Genomic DNA, 18167 nt, shown 5'->3' with positions numbered 1-18167 from the left:
ATTTTCTCGTCTTTGGTGTGACTAGTCTATTTTAGAGGCTCTAAAATAGGATGAATGTTTGAAAATAACGGCTCCTATGATCCAGTCTTTTTCATAAATAGAATCTTGTGTTTGTAGAAGGTTTGTATTATTCTTCATCTTCCTCTTCAGTATTAATTGTGATTTTTTTACATCCAACATAAACACAAGAGAATACATCTATTCCGGGTTTTGCTTTAGATAAACCTTTAATATAAGGAGTTACTAAATCTTTAAAATCAGCTCCAACCCCTTCTTCTTCTAAGATTCCATAAACATACATCTTTTTTTCATCAAATAAAAAAGCTATATTCCCTACTGCTTTATCCTTAGCATCCACCACATTTAATATTTGAAAATATGGGGTTAAAACCTCTGGAGAAAAATAGATTGGCAAATTAATCTCTCCTTACGTAAATTGTAATTTATCAAATAGTGTATCCTTTTTCTTATTCTTTTCTTTAGAAGGTTCTTTCTTACCAACGTGAATAAAAACCAAACACAGTAGTCCAACTAACAGTGTTAAACCTGCCGTACTTAAAAACATACCTGTTCTGGACCAGTCCATTAATGTACTATATACGGGTGGTCCAATAGCAACCCCTAAAAATCTTACAGATCCGTATAAAGAAGTAACAAATCCTCTCTTATCTGTTGAGACGGAACCTGTTATAAAGCTGTTAATACATGGTAGTGCAAGCCCAGTTCCAATACTACTTATAACAAGTACAGCGAAAAATGGGATTAAGTTCGTAAAAAACACGAGACTTGCAAAAGAAATTGTCATAAGTAACATTCCAAATACAATTAAAGATTTCATTCGCTTCATTTTTTTTCCAATTTTACTACCTGTTAAATAAGAAGTTATTGTCATAAATAAGAGGGGGATGGCTAAAATAGCACCTTTTAGCACACCATCAATTCCATGATCCTTCTCAAGAATGTCAGAAATATAAAATAAAATCCCAAATAAGGTGAATAGACAAGTTGCACCTGCTAAATAAGCAACAAGAATCCAACGTCCTTCTGTTTTAAAAACCGAGACGAGTCCTTTTACATACTTTCCTATAGGAGTTGGTTCTTTGTTTGCTTTTTTTTCCTTAATAAAAAACATCGTTAATAGAATTGAAACTAAACAAAAAATAGGAAAGGCAAAAAAAACAGCATACCAGACAACAAGAGCAAGTAATGAACCGATAATAGGACTAACGACTTTTCCGAATCCATTTGAAGCTTCAACTAATCCTAAAACCTTACTTTGTTCTCCACCTTTAAATAAATCTCCCGTCAAAGCCATCGCCATGGATGTTGTTCCAGCTGCCCCAATTCCTTGTATAATACGTCCCGCAAGAATCCAAGTGTAGGCATTGGAAAACCATGCGGCTGCAGCTCCGGCTAATATACCTCCACAGCCATAGAGAATGAGAGCAGGAATGACGATTGCCTTTCGTGAAAAGCGATCAGAGAGATAACCTAATATCGGAATCATGATAGCGGCACTTATGGAAAAAACTGATATCAGTAAACTTGTTTGAAATTGTGAGATGTCTAATTCACTTTTCATTTTTGGCAAGATAGGTATTAACATTGAATTCCCTAGCACGAGAATAAGCGGAATAGATCCTATTGCAGTAATTGTCATGCCTTTATGTTTTTTCTTTGGCACTGATTCCACCTCTGATCCTTTAGAATCTAAAAACACAAACCACGTATTGGGGAGAATTCCCCATCGATGGAAGTATCATTTTATTGTTTGGAGTTGTAGGACCGTTTATTCATTGTTACCTTCAGTTCTTTTTATGGGTAAAAGCCCAAAATCTACACATTCACCCATTTTTTGAATAATCTATTCTGTGGTAAATAGAGGAGGCGCATGAGGATGGATTTTTTAGAATTGCCTAATAGAGCAGTTGGAAAAAGAAAATTTGGTCTTACATCGATTATTGATTTAGGAATTTCGATTGGAGAGTTAAAGAGTATATTACATGATTATCACTCTTTTATAGATATAGCAAAAATTGGCATTGGTTCTGCATATGTGACTCCAAACTTAAAGGGAAAAATTCAATTATACAGAGAATATGGTATTAAGACGTATTGTGGTGGGACGTTATTTGAAAAATCATACATGCAAAATAAAGTGGATGAATATTTGAAGAGTTTGAAGACTTTAGGAATACAATTGGTGGAAATTTCAAATGGGACTTTTCATATTTCATTACAAGAGCGATGTGAAATGATCTCAAAAATTAAAAATGATTTTCACGTTTTGGCTGAAGTTGGTTCAAAGGATACGGAATCAGATATGTCGATCTTAGAATGGAAGAATGAAATCAGACATTTATTAGAAGCCGGTAGTGATTATGTGATCACAGAAGGAAGGGATTCTGGAACATCTGGGATTTATCAAAAAAATGGAAATATTAAAACCAATCTAATATGTGAATTAGTCAAAGGGATTGATGTAAATCGAGTCATTTTTGAAGCACCAACAGCCAAACAACAAATGTATTTCATCAATGAAATTGGAACAAATGTTAACTTAGGGAATGTAAAAATTCATGATGTGCTGCAATTAGAAGCTCAGCGTTGTGGCTTAAGATGTGAAACCTTTTTCTTGGGGGAAGATAGATGCAAATTACCCTTATAAGACATCTCCCAACAGAATGGAATGTAAAAACCTGGCTACAAGGGAGACAAGATATTGATATATTGCCTATTACGGAGGATATTCAACATAAAATTGAAACCAATCAACAACATTTAAAAAAGCTTTCTCCTTTTGAATTCGTTTTAGCAAGTACGTTGAAAAGAACACATCAAACAGCTCAATTATATGGAATGGATGCTAAGACAGATGTCTTATTGGACGAATTGAATTTTGGACGGTTTGAAGGTCGTCCAAAAGGAAATATGATTAGTGAGCTTGGAGTGAGTTGGCTAGAAAATCCAAGAGAGTTAGTATTAGGTGAAAGAATAGTTAAATTGGAAGAACGGATCATAAATTTTTTAAAAAAGTATAAAGAAAGTAATAATATTCTTATATTTGGCCATGGTTCATGGATTAGAGCCTTTATTTCATTAGTACAATATGGACATATAAATCAAATGAATCAAATATCTGTCCATAATAATGAATGCAATACACTAACTTTTGATGAAAATAATATAATAGAACGATTTTCATAAAAAAGAAGATCCTTTTTGTTAGGATCTTCAATTATTTATTATTATAGATAAGCAAAAGAGTCTCAATTTAACATCTTCATTATCTATCAGGATCTTTAGGATTTAATATTCGAGGTCGCCTGTTTTTTAATGGGATTGGTGTGCGTACGAGTACATCACGGAAGGCCCGATAATTAAACGGAATAAACGGCCATAAATATGGAACACCTAAAGATTCCATTCTTGCTAGAAAAATTATAAATAAAGCAGTACCAACCATATAACCAGGGGTATGGAATATAGCAGTTAGTATTAAAAGTACAATTCTTACAAGTCGATTGGCAAGGCCGAGCTCATAACTTGGTGTGGCGAAAGTACCTATGGCAACAATAGAAAAGTACAAAATTACTTCATTGGTAAATAAACCCACTTCAACAGCGATTTGTCCAATCATTAATGCTGCAACGAGACCAAGTGCTGTTGCGAGTGATGTAGGGGTGTGAATGGCCGCCATACGCAGCATATCGAGACCTATTTCAATTAACATGAACTGCATTATCAAGGGGATATTTCCTTGTTTATTAGGACCAATAAAATCCAATCCTTCTGGTAAGAGATTCGGATCAATCGTGAATAAATACCACAAAGGTAATAGAAAAATGGATACAAAAACTGCTAAATAACGTACAAATCTTAGGTAAGCCCCTGAGATTGGATTATTTCTGTATTCTTCAGCATGCTGAAGGTGATGCCAATAGGTAACTGGTGTGATCATGGCAGAAGGTGAGCCATCAACAAAAATAATGACATGACCTTCAAAAAGATGAGTTGCTGCTGTATCAGGCCTTTCGGTAAAACGTACCACAGGAAAAGGATTCCAAAAACTACCGGAGATGTATTCTTCAATGGTTTTGTCAGCCATTGGAAGACCGTCCGTGTCAATTTGGGATATTGTATTTTTCAATTTTTTGACCATGTCAGTGTCAGCAATATCTTCTATATAACAAAGTACTACGTCCGTTTTGGAACGCCGGCCAACTTGCATAAATTCCATACGGAGTGAAGGATCCCTTACTCTTCTTCTCGTTAGGGCTGTGTTAAAAACAATAGTTTCAACATAACCATCCCTTGAACCTCGAACAACTCTCTCCGTATCAGGTTCTTCAGGTCCTCGAACAGGGTAGGTCCTTGCATCAATTAAAATAACTTCATCAATGCCGTCCACTACTAGAGCGGTCGGGCCTGATAAAACCCCACTAATGACTTCGTTTAAATCGTCAGTTGTATTTATCTCAATATAAGGAATATAAGTTCTTAAAAGTTTTTTGAGTACATCCTTTTCGAGATCTTCTTTTGTTACTTTTGCTAAAAATTTCATTAATAGATGTAGAAGATCGTCTTTAACCAAACCATCTACTAAAAACATAGCCATTTTGTGTTCCGCATACTCAACATCTAAATGGATAACATCAAAACTTTTGTCTACTCCCAGTTCATTACGCAAATAGGCTACATTTTCTTCAATATTTGTATTTACTAGCACTTTCTTATCTTTTTGCTGTTCCATAATTCACCCTTCATCATATATCAAATATTTCCTAATAGGCTATCCACATAATAGACATAAGGAGAAAAAATCATACCTTATTCATAAACGTTTTGATCTTTAATGAATTATAGAAAAAATAAAGGAAGTGAAAATATGGAGGAATTGAAAATGAGCTTGCAGAAAATAGATATGAAATAAGGAAAAGGCTGTCTGAGGTTTTATCCGATGCCTCCTAACAAGTAGGAGAATGAGAAAAAAACGTAACTGACAACCTTATCTATTTCGCCAACTTGGGGATAAAAAGTTAATTTTATGAAATCTAAATTTGTATATGAAATCAATGACATTCGTCGAAATCAACTGACAGATGATTGCGTAGGCTACAATTTTATAATCAATGACAATGGATGTAAGTAGGAATATTAATAGGTTGATCCCCATCATTACTTTACCAGGGCTCCATTTTCGAGAGGTGGAAATCATTAAGGCTGGAATAACCATCCCTCCGCTAGAAGAACCCTTTCGAATGAGTATACCGACACCTATTCCAAATATAAGTCCTCCGACTAAAATATCAAAGAGGATATGAACATGAAAATGAGGAATCTGAGTTGTTATCGTGCTGACAGTTGTTGAAGTAACTGCGACAGAAAACAATGTTCGTAAAGTCCATGTAAACCCAAAAAAGTTCAGAGCAAATATTAAAAAGGCGGCATTTGCTAACCATAGGGCGAAACCAAGTGGTAAGTGGAAGAAATGATTCATCAGGATAGCCAACCCAGCTCCTCCACCAGAAGGGATGGAGTGTGGGAATAAAAATAAAGACATTGACATTCCTTGTAAAAAAGCTCCACAAATTAAATAAAAATATGTTTCGAGTGTTTTCATATATATTTAGGATCCTTTTTGTTCCATAATATTATGTCCCATTTGCCATTTCCCCCTTAAAGGATTCCTACCCCTTGTCCATTGTATGAGGAATTGAAAAATATTATGATTGAGCTAAAAGCTTGACTTAGATTTCTTTGTTCCGATGATATTGAATAGGAAAAGGATTGTTGTATGAAAGGTATGGGAAATACTGAAGTAAATACATATGCAGGATTTGGAGTAATCCTCTTTAAAGGAATAAGATTTTAGGTATGTTAAGATAAATGAAGGCATGCCAAATATCCTACCTTTAAATATATGATTATGGAAGTATTTGGTATTTTGTAATTTGTTAATATAATTCATCACTTCCCTTAATAGATTTGCCAGTAGCCCCTATTCCTAACTTGTAGTTTCATAGCTTCGCTTGTTATACGAGATCTATGTCCCAACCAGCCTCAAACAAGTTTCTGCAAGTAGGGGGTGAACAGTATTGCGGACGGGATCGAGCCCCTAAAGGGCCTGATTGTTGAATAACGCCTATGAGGAAAAATTTGATATTCATGTTAAAATTAGAATGATTTTTTTAATATATACATAGGAAATTGAGGAATATAAAAATGGGGCTTAAAGAGAATATTTCTGAAAAACGAACTTATACAATAGGTGTAATTGCGCTATTGTTATCAGCTTTATTAACTGCAACTAGTCAAGTATTTTACGCAAGCCGTGTACAAAATTTGCATCCATTTGTATTTACGGGCATCAGTTTCTTTTTGACTGCTTGCTTTTTTTCCTTTTTTGCGAGAAATCAAAAAGTAGAATATAAATGGAAATCAACATGGCAATCGCTGCTTAAGTTAAATTTGGCCTCTGTAATAGCCTTTATGGGATTTTACTTCGCATTGAAATTCATTGAACCAGCAATCGTTAGTTCGCTTGAAATGGGGTTAGGACCATTATTTGTCATTTTCCTTGCATTAACACAGCGACAGATTGTCGCTAAAGAGCAGTGGGGAATTGCACTGGGTACTTTGTTAGCATGCTTCTTATTAATCATTTCTATCTTTAATGGTAATTCTGGTGTTCAAATGAATCAAAATATAAATACTATTTTAGGTGTAATAGCTAGTGTTTTTTGTGGTCTAGGAGCTGTACTCTGTACGAACTATTCAAAGCTATTAAGTTCGGCCGGGTGGACAAGTTCTATGATTTTAACACACCGTTTTTATGGTATCGTACTTTTATCTTTTATTTTCACCTACGATATTTTGGTTGACTATATTTTTACTAACGTACAGTGGATTTTGCTTGTAACAATTGCAGGTGTCTTAATCCCAATGTATTTATTACAGAAAGGTATTCAATATTGTGAGACGTTCTTAGTGATGATGTCGCTCTGCTTCATACCTGTGTTTACATTTTTCTTTCAACTTTTCGATCCAAGATTATCTTGGTCTACAACAACTTTACTCGGTGTTATTTTATTATTTGTCTTAGGTGTCTTTAGTATCTATGTAGAGAAAAAATAAGATCAATTATAGATCCTTTTAAAACAGAATTATATGTGCACTGAGTGATTTTAATAAGAAGACGCGTTTATTAATCCTTTATTAGTTGTTCAGCAATCGGGCGCAATTCACAAATAGTGGATCGTGTCCTTTATTTCACAATCGGGGGCTTTTCTGGAATATCCATGCAGCGTGGATGCTCTAGGAGGATCTTCAACAATCGGGTGCTTTAATTGAATAAGGTTCACAGAAATGATCAATCTTTTTTTCAAAACACGCTTTTTCTAATTTGTTCTTTTATCAAGGTTTATAGAGTTTTTTAATCAAACTTAATTTCAAGGCTACAAATACTGTTTTAATTTAAATTTTAACCCATACTCTATTGAGTGTTTTTTTGCAAACCATTTTGCAAACAGAATGGTCACTCGTTGACGGAAATAATAGAATGACCATTCAATAGAGGTAAGTTAAATATATAAATTTATGGAAAGGCAAATCTTGAACGGAGAGGGTAAAATGAGATTAATAGGTTTCCGGTACCTCGTCTGCTTGGGGTTGTGAATCCCATAGAGTTTCATAAAATCAGAAAAGATAAGGATTTGGGCAGGTTTGCCGTCCTTGTCTTTTTTAGTTGAGAAATCAAATTTCTAATCTTGTTAATGGACAAACTTATTTCTCCTCATATCCTCCCAAATTATCGACACGCATATTTAATATACGGGCAAGTATAAAAGAATGTTTCAAAATAAAAGACGTCTGGTTTGATGAAGCTGATAAAGATATAATTATCATGTTAGGAACGATTCTTTTTCTTGCGATTATGTTATTATAAGTAGAAACTGACCTCTTTAAAGATGATCAACGTGCCGATTTTGTGCCGACTTATACTAAAAAAGTTTGAAGAGGTTTGGATATACAAAATATAAAAATGTTGGTTTAATGCGATTTTTTTACTTGCAAAAAACAGTTAGAAAACTCTCGTTCGGTTAATAGAATGAAAAAAAGCTCGTCTTTTTAAGGCGAGCTTTTTTAGTGGTTTAAAAAGGGTATTTTTGTAAAAATGAAAATAAAACGTACAAATTCGATAATAAAAGCCTCATTTTTGCAAAAAAGAGATGCTTTATCGAAAATGAAAGCCCTATTTTTGAAAATAAGCAGCCGCCATCCTGGAATTCAAGCATCATCTCAAAGGCGTTTCAACTTAAATTTAGGTTCTTTTCATAAAGGCGGAAATCCACGGGTACAACTAATAACCAAAAACAATAATCAATGTGAAAAAACAGCCTAAATTAAAGATGAAAAGCTTAAATACCAAGTGTAACTAGAAAAACACCGTTAATATAGGAATATAGAATAATCTTTTTTTCCCCTTACGCTTAATACAACATATATTTTCTTTTTGTAAAATCATCTATAAATGAAAATAAAAATAGCTTGTAGTATTATGTAAGGATAAAGTGAAACTTTCATCAATAGGGATTGTAATGCCCGTTAAACGGAATAAAGGAGGCTGGATTGCCTTGATATACATAGGACTTACAGGCTGGGGAGATCATGATACGCTCTATCATAGGGGCATTGCTTCAGGTGATAAGCTAAAGGAGTATTCTGGACATTTTCCAATTGTTGAAGTGGATGCCAGCTTCTATGCTGTTCAGCCTGAGCGCAATGCCGAAAAATGGGTGAGGGATACTCCAGATTCCTTTAAATTTATTGTAAAAGCCTATCAGGGCATGACAGGACATCAGCGTGGAGATATCCCGTTCGATACGAAAGAAGAGATGTTCTTTGCGTTTAATCAATCAATCAAGCCATATCAAGCTGCAAATAAACTGGCAATGGTTTTATTTCAATTTCCGCCATGGTTTGACTGCAAAAAAGAAAATGTCAGTTATTTGCGATGGTGCCGTGAGAGAATGGGTACAATCCCAGTTGCTTTGGAATTCAGGCATCAATCATGGTTTGAACCAAATACATATGAGAAAACACTCTCTTTTATGGAAGAAGAGAAATGGATTCACAGCATCTGCGACGAGCCTCAGGCAGGAACCGGATCTATCCCGGCTGTACTGAGAGCAACAGATAAAGATAGAACCCTGATTCGGATGCATGGCCGGAATGTGCATGGATGGACAAAGCCTGCTAATGGGCAGGATTGGCGGGAAGTCAGATATCTCTATCGGTACAATCAGGAGGAACTGAAGGAGTGGGGAGAGCATTTAGCTGAATTAAAAAGAACCACAAAGGATATTTACCTGCTATTTAATAATAATTCTGGCGGAGATGCAGCGGATAATGCAAAACAAATGATTCAGCTTCTGAACATAGAATATAAGGGATTAGCCCCAAGGCAGCTTGATTTGTTCAGTGAGAATGAAGGGAAATGAGTTGCTTATGGAATGGGTATTTCTTGTCCTTATCGGATTTATTGCTGGAACAATAGGAAGTCTAGTTGGTTTGGGCGGAGGGATTATAGTAGTACCAGCTATGCTGTTTTCTTCAGCCTATTTTACAATATTTGAAAATGTTACCCCGCAGACAGCAGTAGGAACTTCTTTACTTGTTGTTATTTTTACGGGATTATCATCTACGTTGGCATACATGAAGGTAAAAAAAGTAGATTACAAAAGCGGATTCATCTTTTTTATTGGAAGCGGACCGGGCGGACTAATTGGAGCTTATGTGAATAAATTTTTAAATGTTGAATCTTTTTCCCTTTATTTTGGAATTTTTATGATCGCTGTTTCTATTTTATTAATGTTGAGAGACAGGTTGAAGCCAAAATACAGGGAACCAGGTGCAAATGATGTGATTCGTTCCTATCTGAATGATGATGGAGCAGAAGCCTCCTACTTCTATAGGCCTGTTCCAGCTGTTTTCATATCGTTTGCCGTCGGATTTATTTCAGGCTTATTTGGGATTGGAGGAGGATCCTTACTGGTTCCTGCTATGGTTCTGCTCTTTTTATTCCCGGCGCACATCGCCGTTGCAACATCTATGTTTATCATCTTTTTATCTGGAATATCAAGCTCAGTCATCCATATTGCTCTTGGAAACGTAAACTGGCTTTTTGCGCTTGCTTTAATACCAGGAGCGTGGGTAGGCGGCAAAGCCGGTGCTTATATTGCGACAAGGCTATCAGGCAAAACCTTAATCAATCTGCTGCGTCTTGTCTTGATTGTGGTTGGATTGAAATTGATTTATGAAGGTATTTTTAGATAAGGCTTTTCTAAAAGATTTGTTGCTTTTCAATCGTATTATCATACAAGCAATTTTAGAAATTGCTATGTAACCTGTGAAAACAGTTTTTAATAATGAGGAGAATGCAAATGGCAGAGACCATTCATCTATATCATACAAATGACTTGCACAGCTATTTTGATAACTGGCCGAAAGTAGCTCACTATATAAAAAGAATGAAAAAAAAGCATGCAGCAAATGGAGAAGATATGCTGTTAGTGGATGTAGGCGACCATCTCGATCGTGTTCATCCCATTACAGAGGCATCAGAAGGTAAAGTGAATGTGGATCTATTGAATGATCTGGAGTATGATGCAGCAACAATCGGCAACAATGAAGGGATTACACTTCCGCATGAAGCATTAAACACATTATATTCACATGCAAAGTTTCCAGTGATCCTTTCAAATTTATACACAGAATTTGGAGAACGGCCGGATTGGGTAAAGCCATTTGAAATCATAACTCTCTCTAATGGAACAAAAGCAGCATTGCTAGGAGTAAGCGTTTATTATGAAAAATTCTACAAATTACTGGGCTGGATCATTAAAGATCCTTTCCAAAGCTTGCTTGAAACGCTTGAACAGGTGAAAGAGGAGGCAGATATCATTATCCTGCTTTCACATTTAGGAATAAATGATGATGAAATTATCGCAAAAGAGTTTCCAGAAATAGATGTCATTTTAGGAGCTCACACTCATCATATTTTTGAAAAGGGAAAAATGCTTTACGGCACCTTATTAACAGGTGCAGGGAAAAATTGTGGATTAATTGGACATGTTGCTCTATCTGTGGATAATAACCACAGATTGCTGAACAAGTCAGCGGATGTTATCAACATAGAAGCTGAACAAGAATGTGGAGAAACAAAGCAATTTCTTTTGAAAGAAAAGCGTAAGAGTGATGTAATTCTTTCAGAAACTGTTGCCGTTTTAGAAGAAGATTTAGGATTGGATTGGTTTCAGCCATCAGAATTTCCGCAATTTTTGGCAACTGCAATAAAAGAGTGGTGCAACGCAGAAGTCAGTATGGTAAATGCAGGGATGCTGCTCGAGCCGCTTAAGAAAGGTCCTGTTACGAAAAAGGATCTGCATAGAATTTGTCCGCATCCCATCAATCCTTGCACCGTTTATTTAAAGGGCGATGTGTTAAAAGAAGTGATTATAGAAGCGAGAAGTAAGAGAATGGAGCAGCTCCAGCTAAAAGGCCTGGGATTTCGCGGGAAAGTCATGGGAACAATGGTTTTTGACGGGATCAAGGTCAGATCAGAACGATTAGCCGATGGCCTTCTTCATGTGAAGGAGATTACGATTCTTGGTGAACCTATTGATCCTGATCGGACCTATGCTGTTGCTACAGTAGATATGTTTACTCTTGGAGTTCTCTATCCTGAAATTGGGCACGCTGAGAAAAAGACTTATTTTATGCCAGAAATGCTTCGTGATTTGCTCGCCTGGAAGCTAAAACAGGTACAAACATACAAGAATGCCTAATTTCTACACTCCATGTCTTCATCCTTCATAAATTGTAGAAGGAAGGGAGTGTGAAAGAACGATGGTATCAATGACATCAATAATAATTGAAAATAATCAATTTACTGCTATCACGATCAAGTTGCCGAAAACAAACTTTATGGCTGTGACAAGTGAAAAAGGATATATTATGTGCGGAGCACTTGATGTTGCTTTGCTGAATGAAAAATTAAAAGACCGCGGAATTATTGCTGGGCGTGCCGTCGGCGTCCGTACCATTGAACAGCTTCTTGATGCACCTTTGGAATCCATAACATTTGAAGCGGAGAATCGCGGCATTCATGTAGGGATGAGCGGCAGAGAAGCACTTTTAAGAATGATCTGAATCTATTACGGAAGCATGACATCGGGTAAGATAGCATGTAATTCCGTCCCAATCATAAAAATAATGCGTACATCCCCCCTAGACTGCATACATATAGCATGAAGGGGGGATTTATTTTTGGCCAGATTCCGCAGTCGCCCATCCAGAAAAGGACCTCTTCCTTTTCGTTACGTATTCCTTTTAACACTCGTATTTTTCATTTTTTCAACAGCAGCTGGTCTCTGGATTATTAATAAAGGTATAGAACCGACGCTAATGACAGTTGCAGAAACGGAAACAAAGCGGATTGCAACGCTTGTTATCCAAAATGCAATCAATAAAGATGTGAAAAAAGATTTGAATGTAAATGAGCTTTTTGTAGTTGATACGAATGCAGATGGCACGGTCACGACCATTGATTTTAATGCTCAATATATCCAAACCGTTCTTGCGGAAACAACCGATAAAATACAAATGAATTTAAAGCAGGCTTCTGAAGGGAACGTAGATGCACTTGATCTTCCTGAAGGAGAAAAGATTGCTAAAAGCAAGCAAGGAGAAGGAATTGTCTATTCCATCCCCCTCGGTCAGGCAACCAATAATGCTCTAATAGGGAACTTAGGTCCAAGGGTTCCTGTTCGTTTCTATGTTGTAGGGGAAGTACAGACTGACGTAAAAGAAACCATCCAGCAATATGGCATTAACAATGCTTTAATTGAAATTGCAGTTGAAATCGTAGTAAATGTAGAAGTGGTAATCCCCTTTTCTACTAAAACGGCAACCGTCAAAAATACAATTCCAATTGCGATAAAAGCAGTACAAGGTCAGGTCCCAAGCTATTATAATGGAGGCGGGGCAGGTTCTCCGCCTGCGATCGATGTTCCAGAGGGATCATCAGGAAGATAAAATATTGAAGGTTTAAGACAGGGATCAAAATGACTCTGTCTTTTTTAATGGAAAAAAGCGATTTCAGTTCCGTTAGATTTAAGTTTGTGCTTGCTTTTTTATAAACATCTATCATACCACCTTATTAATTCACTTAATACAGGAACGCATTATCATTTTAATATAGTAAAATTTAAAAAAGTTTTTTGACATAGGAAAAATGTCGGATTATAATGAAATAAGTCATAATATATCAGAAAATAATAAAAATTTACACTCTTCAATTTTTTAAAAGCAATCAGGAGGAATGCATAATGGAGAATCGACCAGAATGGGGAACAAGGGCAGGTTTTATATTGGCAGCTGTCGGATCAGCAATTGGGTTAGGGAATATTTGGAGATTTCCTGGAGTTGCATATGAAAATGGAGGAGGATCCTTCTTCATTCCATATTTGTTCGCGTTATTAACAGCGGGTATTCCGCTTCTTGTTATGGAATTTACTCTTGGTCATAAATATCGTGGTTCTGCACCATTAACATATGCAAGACTGAGCAAAAAATTTGAATGGCTTGGCTGGTGGCAGGTCGCAATCGCATTTGTCATTTCAACTTATTATTCTGTTATTATCGCCTGGGCTATCTCTTATAGTGCATTTTCGTTTAATTTAAGCTGGGGAGACGACACTGAAGGCTTCTTATTTAAAGATTATTTGCAGGCTGCTGCTCCAGGTGAGTTAGGGGGATTTGCTCCTGGTGTGTTATTGCCTCTCTTGATTGTTTGGATTGTTACATTGGCTGTTTTATTTGCAGGTGTTAAAAAAGGAATCGAAAGAGCCAACAAAATTTTTATTCCTACTTTAGTCGTTTTATTTTTAATTATTGTCATTCGTGCGTTAACTTTAGAAGGTGCAGCACAAGGTTTAGAAGCATTTTTCAAACCGAATTGGGACACGATCTTCAGCGGTAAAGTCTGGATTGCAGCGTATGGACAGATTTTCTTCAGTTTGTCTATTGCATTTGCAATCATGGTTACGTATTCAAGCTACCTTCCGAAAAAATCAGATATTACCAATAACGCATTTATCACTGGGTTCGGGAACTCTGCATTCGAATTGCTTGCAGGTATCGGTGTATTCAGTGCATTAGGATTCATGGCCATGCAGCAAGGAGTTCCGGTGAATGAAGTGGTTACGAAAGGAATTGGACTTGCTTTCGTTGTATTCCCTCAAATTATTAATGAGTTTCCTGCATTTAATGGATTTTTTGGCTTCTTATTCTTTGCGTCCCTTACACTTGCAGGATTAACGTCACTCATTTCAATTGTTGAGACTTTTGTAGCAGGCGTTCAGGACAAGTTCAATATTTCTCGCACAAAGGCTGTTTTAGCCGGCGGAGGAGTTTCAGCTGTCATTTCCCTTTTATTTGCGACAAGAGGCGGAATTAATTTCCTGGACGTTGCAGATGAGTTCATTAACAGCTTCGGTGTAACACTTGCAGGATTTGTGGAGGTTATAGTTGTTGTGTGGGTGTTAAGACAATTAACAGATCTTCAAAAACACGCAAATCAAATTTCAGATATTCAGCTTGGTTCTTGGTGGAAAATATGCTTAGGGGTTGTTACGCCAATTGTATTGGGCTATATGATGTTTGATAAACTTAGAGCTGAGCCATATGGCGACGGAGCATACACTAGCGATTTCCTTTTATATTCAGGCTGGCTGGTTGCAGCAGGAGCGCTGCTTGCAGGAATCCTTTTCTCCTTCATCACTTGGAAAAAAGAAACGGCCCAGCTTCCAATTGACAAGGAGGTATCACGCTAATGAGCGGCGGAGCAATTACTATGATGGTTGTTGGAATGATTGTTATATGGGGCGGATTGGCCGCCAGCATAGCACATGCAGTAATACAAGCGAAAAAATCATAACAAAATGCGAGTCAGCCATTATTGAGCTGACTCTTTTTGTTATTACTTTTTTTTCCTATATTCAGCCCGTTCCCAAGCTTTTAATTGCGGATATGGGTCATAAGACCATTCTGTTCTGCCGTTATCCTTATACATTCCGTAGTGAAGGTGAGGCGGGAATTTTCCAGATGTTCCTGGCGGGCCATACCCCGAACTGCCGACAGAACCAATCAGCTGTCCCGGCTCAACAATTTGTCCAACCTGTAACCCTTCAGCAAATCCATTCAGATGGGCAAAGTAATGATAGGTATTGGAGCTGTCGCGTATTCCGAGCCGCCATCCTCCGAAACGGTTCCATCCCTTCATTTCAATGATGCCAAAACATGTAGAACGTACAGGGACACCATAGTTTGCAAAAATATCTGTTCCTTCATGAATTCTGAGGCCTCCCCAGCCTCTTGCATCTCCCCACGTATTTTTATAACTGTAGTTAAAGCGGAGTGGCACTGGGAAGGAATGCTGATCAAGGTCAAGTCTTCCGTATTTTTGAAAAAGCTTTAAATGTCCTGATATGAGTCCTATTGATTTGTCACGCTGATAATAATCCCAGAGACCAATTTTAATATTTTCAAGATCTGTTCCATAAGAAAGCAAATAGGATGCGAATGTAAATAATACATCTTCGTCATTATTCGGATCTGCTCTACCATCATCATTTCCATCGATGCCAATTCCTCCGAACAATGCAATACTCGCAGGATTTTGGTCAAGTTTATCTGGGTTTTGCATGCCTGTCCAAATCTCAGGCCTTACATATATTCCAATGACACCCTTTGCCTTAGGTATATCATTCCGGGTTCTTCTTACATTACGCTCATACTGATCAATAGATGCCAGTACGTACCAGGGAATTTGTGTTATGGTTTCAGCTTTTTTAAATAAGTTCATTCTTTCTTGATTGATTTGCTCTATACTTTTATCTGCTCCCAATACCCGATGCGGGATAGAAGTACAGAAAAGACAGAGAACTAACAGGATCCATATTTTTCTCACACTACCGGTCTCCTTTAAACCATTTTCATAATCTTAGTTTGGTGTAATAATGAAAAATCATATGTAGAAAATGTTAGAAATTGATGTAATCTCTTTCCCTTGTCCTACCTAACTTTGTTATGTTAAAGTGACTAATGTACATGCTTTATTGAAATTTTCCTTTTATGCTGTTAATTCGCAGAAAAAACAGAGGAATACTTATAAATACATACTGGAGATGATTCAGATGGCAAAAAAAGAGGAATACCTGAGAAAGCCGGATTGGCTAAAAATAAAATTGAACACAAATGAAAATTACACAGGCTTAAAAAAAATTATGCGTGAAAACAAACTTAACACTGTTTGCGAAGAAGCAAAATGTCCAAATATTCATGAATGCTGGGCTGTAAGACGTACCGCAACATTTATGATCTTGGGTGATGTTTGTACGCGTGCTTGCCGCTTTTGTGCTGTCAAAACAGGTTTGCCTAATGAACTTGATTTGAAAGAGCCGGAGCGTGTTGCAGATTCAGTAGCATTAATGAATTTAAAGCACGCTGTTATTACAGCTGTAGCAAGGGATGATTTACGTGATGGCGGTGCGAATGTATTCGCAGAAACAGTACGCGCAGTACGTCGTAAAAATCCGTTTACTTCCATTGAAGTTCTTCCATCGGATATGGGTGGAATTGAGGAAAACTTAAAAACGCTTATGGATGCAAAACCAGATATCCTGAATCATAATATTGAAACTGTAAAACGTTTGACTCCAAGAGTTCGTGCCCGTGCGAAATATGATCGATCCCTTGAATTTTTGAGACGGGCTAAAGAAATGCAGCCTGAAATTCCGACAAAATCAAGCTTAATGATCGGTCTTGGTGAAACAAAAGAAGAAATCATCGAAACAATGGATGATTTGCGTGCGAATAATGTGGATATCATGACAATTGGCCAATATCTGCAGCCTTCGAAAAAACATCTTAAAGTCATAAAGTATTATACACCTGAAGAATTCGCAGAACTTCGCGAAATCGCTATGAGCAAAGGTTTCAGCCATTGTGAAGCTGGTCCGCTTGTGCGTTCTTCATACCATGCTGATGAGCAGGTAAATGCAGCGACAAAGGCAAGACAAGCACAGGCGTAATAGGCTTAAATATTAAACAAAGTACCTGCATCCTTGATGCGGGTACTTTGTTTTAGTAAAGAGAGAATTCATTTAGCTGTTAATCAAGACCTCGTCTCCTGGCCCTCCCCCTCAAAACCGGACTTTTCGGGTGAATTCTTATCTGTCTGTCGGGTCTATTCAGTCGGTTCCGCTTTTCTTTGTCCAGCTCCACCTCCTAGCCCCTCGGCCAGAACAAATTCCCCCAAAAAGTCAAAACCGGACTTTTCGGGTGAATTCTTATCTGTCTGTCGGGTCTATTCAGTCGGTTCCGCTTTTCTGTTTATACCTAGTCTGTTCGTAATTATCCTTCATGTCCTGATCGAGGTTTTCGTTCGTTTCGCCGTACCCTTCACCATTTGCATTTTCTCCAGAATTTAATTTACGTCCCTGAGGTGATTTCAGCATTTCTTTTTTTGTTGTATTAATGATTTGATCAATGTCCCGGTTGTTTGGATCAAGACCTGAGTATCCTTCAATTTGCTTAATCATTTCAGGATTATCTGAGAGGTATACATGATAGTATCTGGGAACAACGGAAATCGCAGTTTTTTTGACCTGATCAGCTGTTTCATTTCGATTTTTAGAATCGGTCTGATACGCGATCAGCACTTCTTCATCGGTTACAAGCGTTGCAACATCCTGAATATTGGGAAGCTGAACAATTAAGCTTGAAATATCATTAGCAACTTGGTCGTGATCAACACCAGGTACTTTGTTGAAATCATCTTCTTCAGCCAGATTGTTTTTTACATGCCGGACATAACCAAAACCTGAATCATTGTTTTTTCCATTTTTCATACCGTTTTCGTTATTTACATTAACGGTATTTCCGCTATCTTCTAACAATTCATTTTCCCTTGCAGCATTTTGGCATCCTGTCATGATTAACATACATAATAACGACGCCGTGAACGCGATTTTCTTCATCGCAAACACCTCCTTACCCTTAGATTGGCCAAAACAGCCATAATCTTTCTTAGCAATTGATGG

General features: G+C 37.0%; 18 protein-coding genes. 12 read left to right on the top strand and 6 right to left on the bottom strand.

Features of this window, described 5'->3' with window-relative positions:
- Positions 1–127: 127 nt before the first annotated feature.
- Entirely contained in the window at positions 128–415 is a 288-nt protein-coding gene (locus CYJ36_RS14110) for a hypothetical protein (protein WP_101567904.1), read from the bottom strand.
- A 12-nt stretch (positions 416–427) separates the two neighbouring features.
- Entirely contained in the window at positions 428–1660 is a 1233-nt protein-coding gene (locus CYJ36_RS14105; RefSeq protein WP_374702816.1) for an MFS transporter, read from the bottom strand.
- 237 nt (positions 1661–1897) lie between these two features.
- Between CYJ36_RS14105 and CYJ36_RS14100 the strand changes: the two genes are divergently transcribed.
- Entirely contained in the window at positions 1898–2668 is a 771-nt protein-coding gene (locus tag CYJ36_RS14100; RefSeq protein WP_101567902.1) for a phosphosulfolactate synthase, read from the top strand.
- Positions 2650–3207 carry a histidine phosphatase family protein gene (locus tag CYJ36_RS14095; protein ID WP_101567901.1) on the top strand — a complete coding sequence of 186 codons (558 nt, stop codon included), beginning with the start codon at positions 2650–2652 and terminating at the stop codon, positions 3205–3207. The genes CYJ36_RS14100 and CYJ36_RS14095 overlap by 19 nt, the downstream gene beginning before the upstream one ends.
- 79 nt (positions 3208–3286) lie before the next feature.
- Here CYJ36_RS14095 and CYJ36_RS14090 read toward each other — a convergent pair whose 3' ends face one another.
- Positions 3287–4753 (bottom strand): spore germination protein, encoded by a 1467-nt coding sequence (locus CYJ36_RS14090; protein WP_101567900.1) that lies wholly within the window; start codon positions 4751–4753, stop codon positions 3287–3289.
- 255 nt (positions 4754–5008) lie between these two features.
- Positions 5009–5623 carry a YitT family protein gene (locus CYJ36_RS14085; protein WP_101567899.1) on the bottom strand — a complete coding sequence of 205 codons (615 nt, stop codon included), beginning with the start codon at positions 5621–5623 and terminating at the stop codon, positions 5009–5011.
- Between the two features lie 602 nt (positions 5624–6225).
- On the opposite strand from CYJ36_RS14085, the gene CYJ36_RS14080 reads away from it, so the two are divergent.
- From CYJ36_RS14080 to CYJ36_RS23405, 9 genes are all read left to right on the top strand, one after another.
- Positions 6226–7137, top strand: a complete 912-nt coding sequence (locus CYJ36_RS14080; protein WP_101567898.1) for a DMT family transporter — start codon at positions 6226–6228, stop codon at positions 7135–7137.
- A gap of 1039 nt (positions 7138–8176) precedes the next feature.
- The gene (locus CYJ36_RS14075; protein ID WP_101567897.1) at positions 8177–8404 is read left to right on the top strand and encodes a hypothetical protein; all 228 of its coding nucleotides are present in this window, start codon (positions 8177–8179) and stop codon (positions 8402–8404) included.
- A 232-nt stretch (positions 8405–8636) separates the two neighbouring features.
- Positions 8637–9503 (top strand): DUF72 domain-containing protein, encoded by an 867-nt coding sequence (locus CYJ36_RS14070; protein ID WP_101567896.1) that lies wholly within the window; start codon positions 8637–8639, stop codon positions 9501–9503.
- A gap of 7 nt (positions 9504–9510) precedes the next feature.
- Positions 9511–10338 (top strand): sulfite exporter TauE/SafE family protein, encoded by an 828-nt coding sequence (locus CYJ36_RS14065; RefSeq protein ID WP_101568142.1) that lies wholly within the window; start codon positions 9511–9513, stop codon positions 10336–10338.
- 107 nt (positions 10339–10445) lie between these two features.
- Positions 10446–11849, top strand: a complete 1404-nt coding sequence (locus CYJ36_RS14060) for a bifunctional metallophosphatase/5'-nucleotidase (protein WP_101567895.1) — start codon at positions 10446–10448, stop codon at positions 11847–11849.
- A gap of 61 nt (positions 11850–11910) precedes the next feature.
- Complete coding sequence (locus tag CYJ36_RS14055; RefSeq protein WP_101567894.1) at positions 11911–12213, top strand: YunC family protein; 303 nt, start codon at positions 11911–11913, stop codon at positions 12211–12213.
- A gap of 117 nt (positions 12214–12330) precedes the next feature.
- A complete protein-coding gene (gene yunB, locus CYJ36_RS14050) occupies positions 12331–13098 on the top strand; it encodes a sporulation protein YunB (RefSeq protein ID WP_101567893.1) in 768 nt (255 codons plus the stop codon).
- Between the two features lie 293 nt (positions 13099–13391).
- Positions 13392–14897 carry a sodium-dependent transporter gene (locus tag CYJ36_RS14045; protein ID WP_101567892.1) on the top strand — a complete coding sequence of 502 codons (1506 nt, stop codon included), beginning with the start codon at positions 13392–13394 and terminating at the stop codon, positions 14895–14897.
- Positions 14897–15001, top strand: coding sequence for a methionine/alanine import family NSS transporter small subunit (locus tag CYJ36_RS23405; protein ID WP_142382712.1), 105 nt, complete (start codon positions 14897–14899; stop codon positions 14999–15001). Before CYJ36_RS14045 ends, CYJ36_RS23405 begins: the two co-directional genes overlap by 1 nt.
- A 42-nt stretch (positions 15002–15043) precedes the next feature.
- Here CYJ36_RS23405 and CYJ36_RS14040 read toward each other — a convergent pair whose 3' ends face one another.
- Complete coding sequence (locus CYJ36_RS14040) at positions 15044–16024, bottom strand: M23 family metallopeptidase (protein ID WP_374702815.1); 981 nt, start codon at positions 16022–16024, stop codon at positions 15044–15046.
- Positions 16025–16160: 136 nt separating this feature from the next.
- On the opposite strand from CYJ36_RS14040, the gene lipA reads away from it, so the two are divergent.
- On the top strand, positions 16161–17156 hold the full coding sequence (gene lipA, locus CYJ36_RS14035) for a lipoyl synthase (RefSeq protein ID WP_224768183.1): 996 nt from the start codon (positions 16161–16163) through the stop codon (positions 17154–17156).
- A gap of 279 nt (positions 17157–17435) precedes the next feature.
- On the opposite strand, the gene CYJ36_RS14030 is transcribed toward lipA, so the two are convergent.
- Positions 17436–18104, bottom strand: a complete 669-nt coding sequence (locus CYJ36_RS14030; RefSeq protein ID WP_101567891.1) for a YhcN/YlaJ family sporulation lipoprotein — start codon at positions 18102–18104, stop codon at positions 17436–17438.
- Between the last annotated feature and the right edge of the window lie 63 nt (positions 18105–18167).

Source organism: Bacillus sp. UMB0893 (assembly GCF_002858905.1).
Classification (GTDB): domain Bacteria; phylum Bacillota; class Bacilli; order Bacillales; family Bacillaceae; genus Bacillus_P.
The sequence above is the reverse complement of the archived record's forward strand: the minus strand, read 5'-3'. Positions and strand labels throughout refer to the sequence as shown.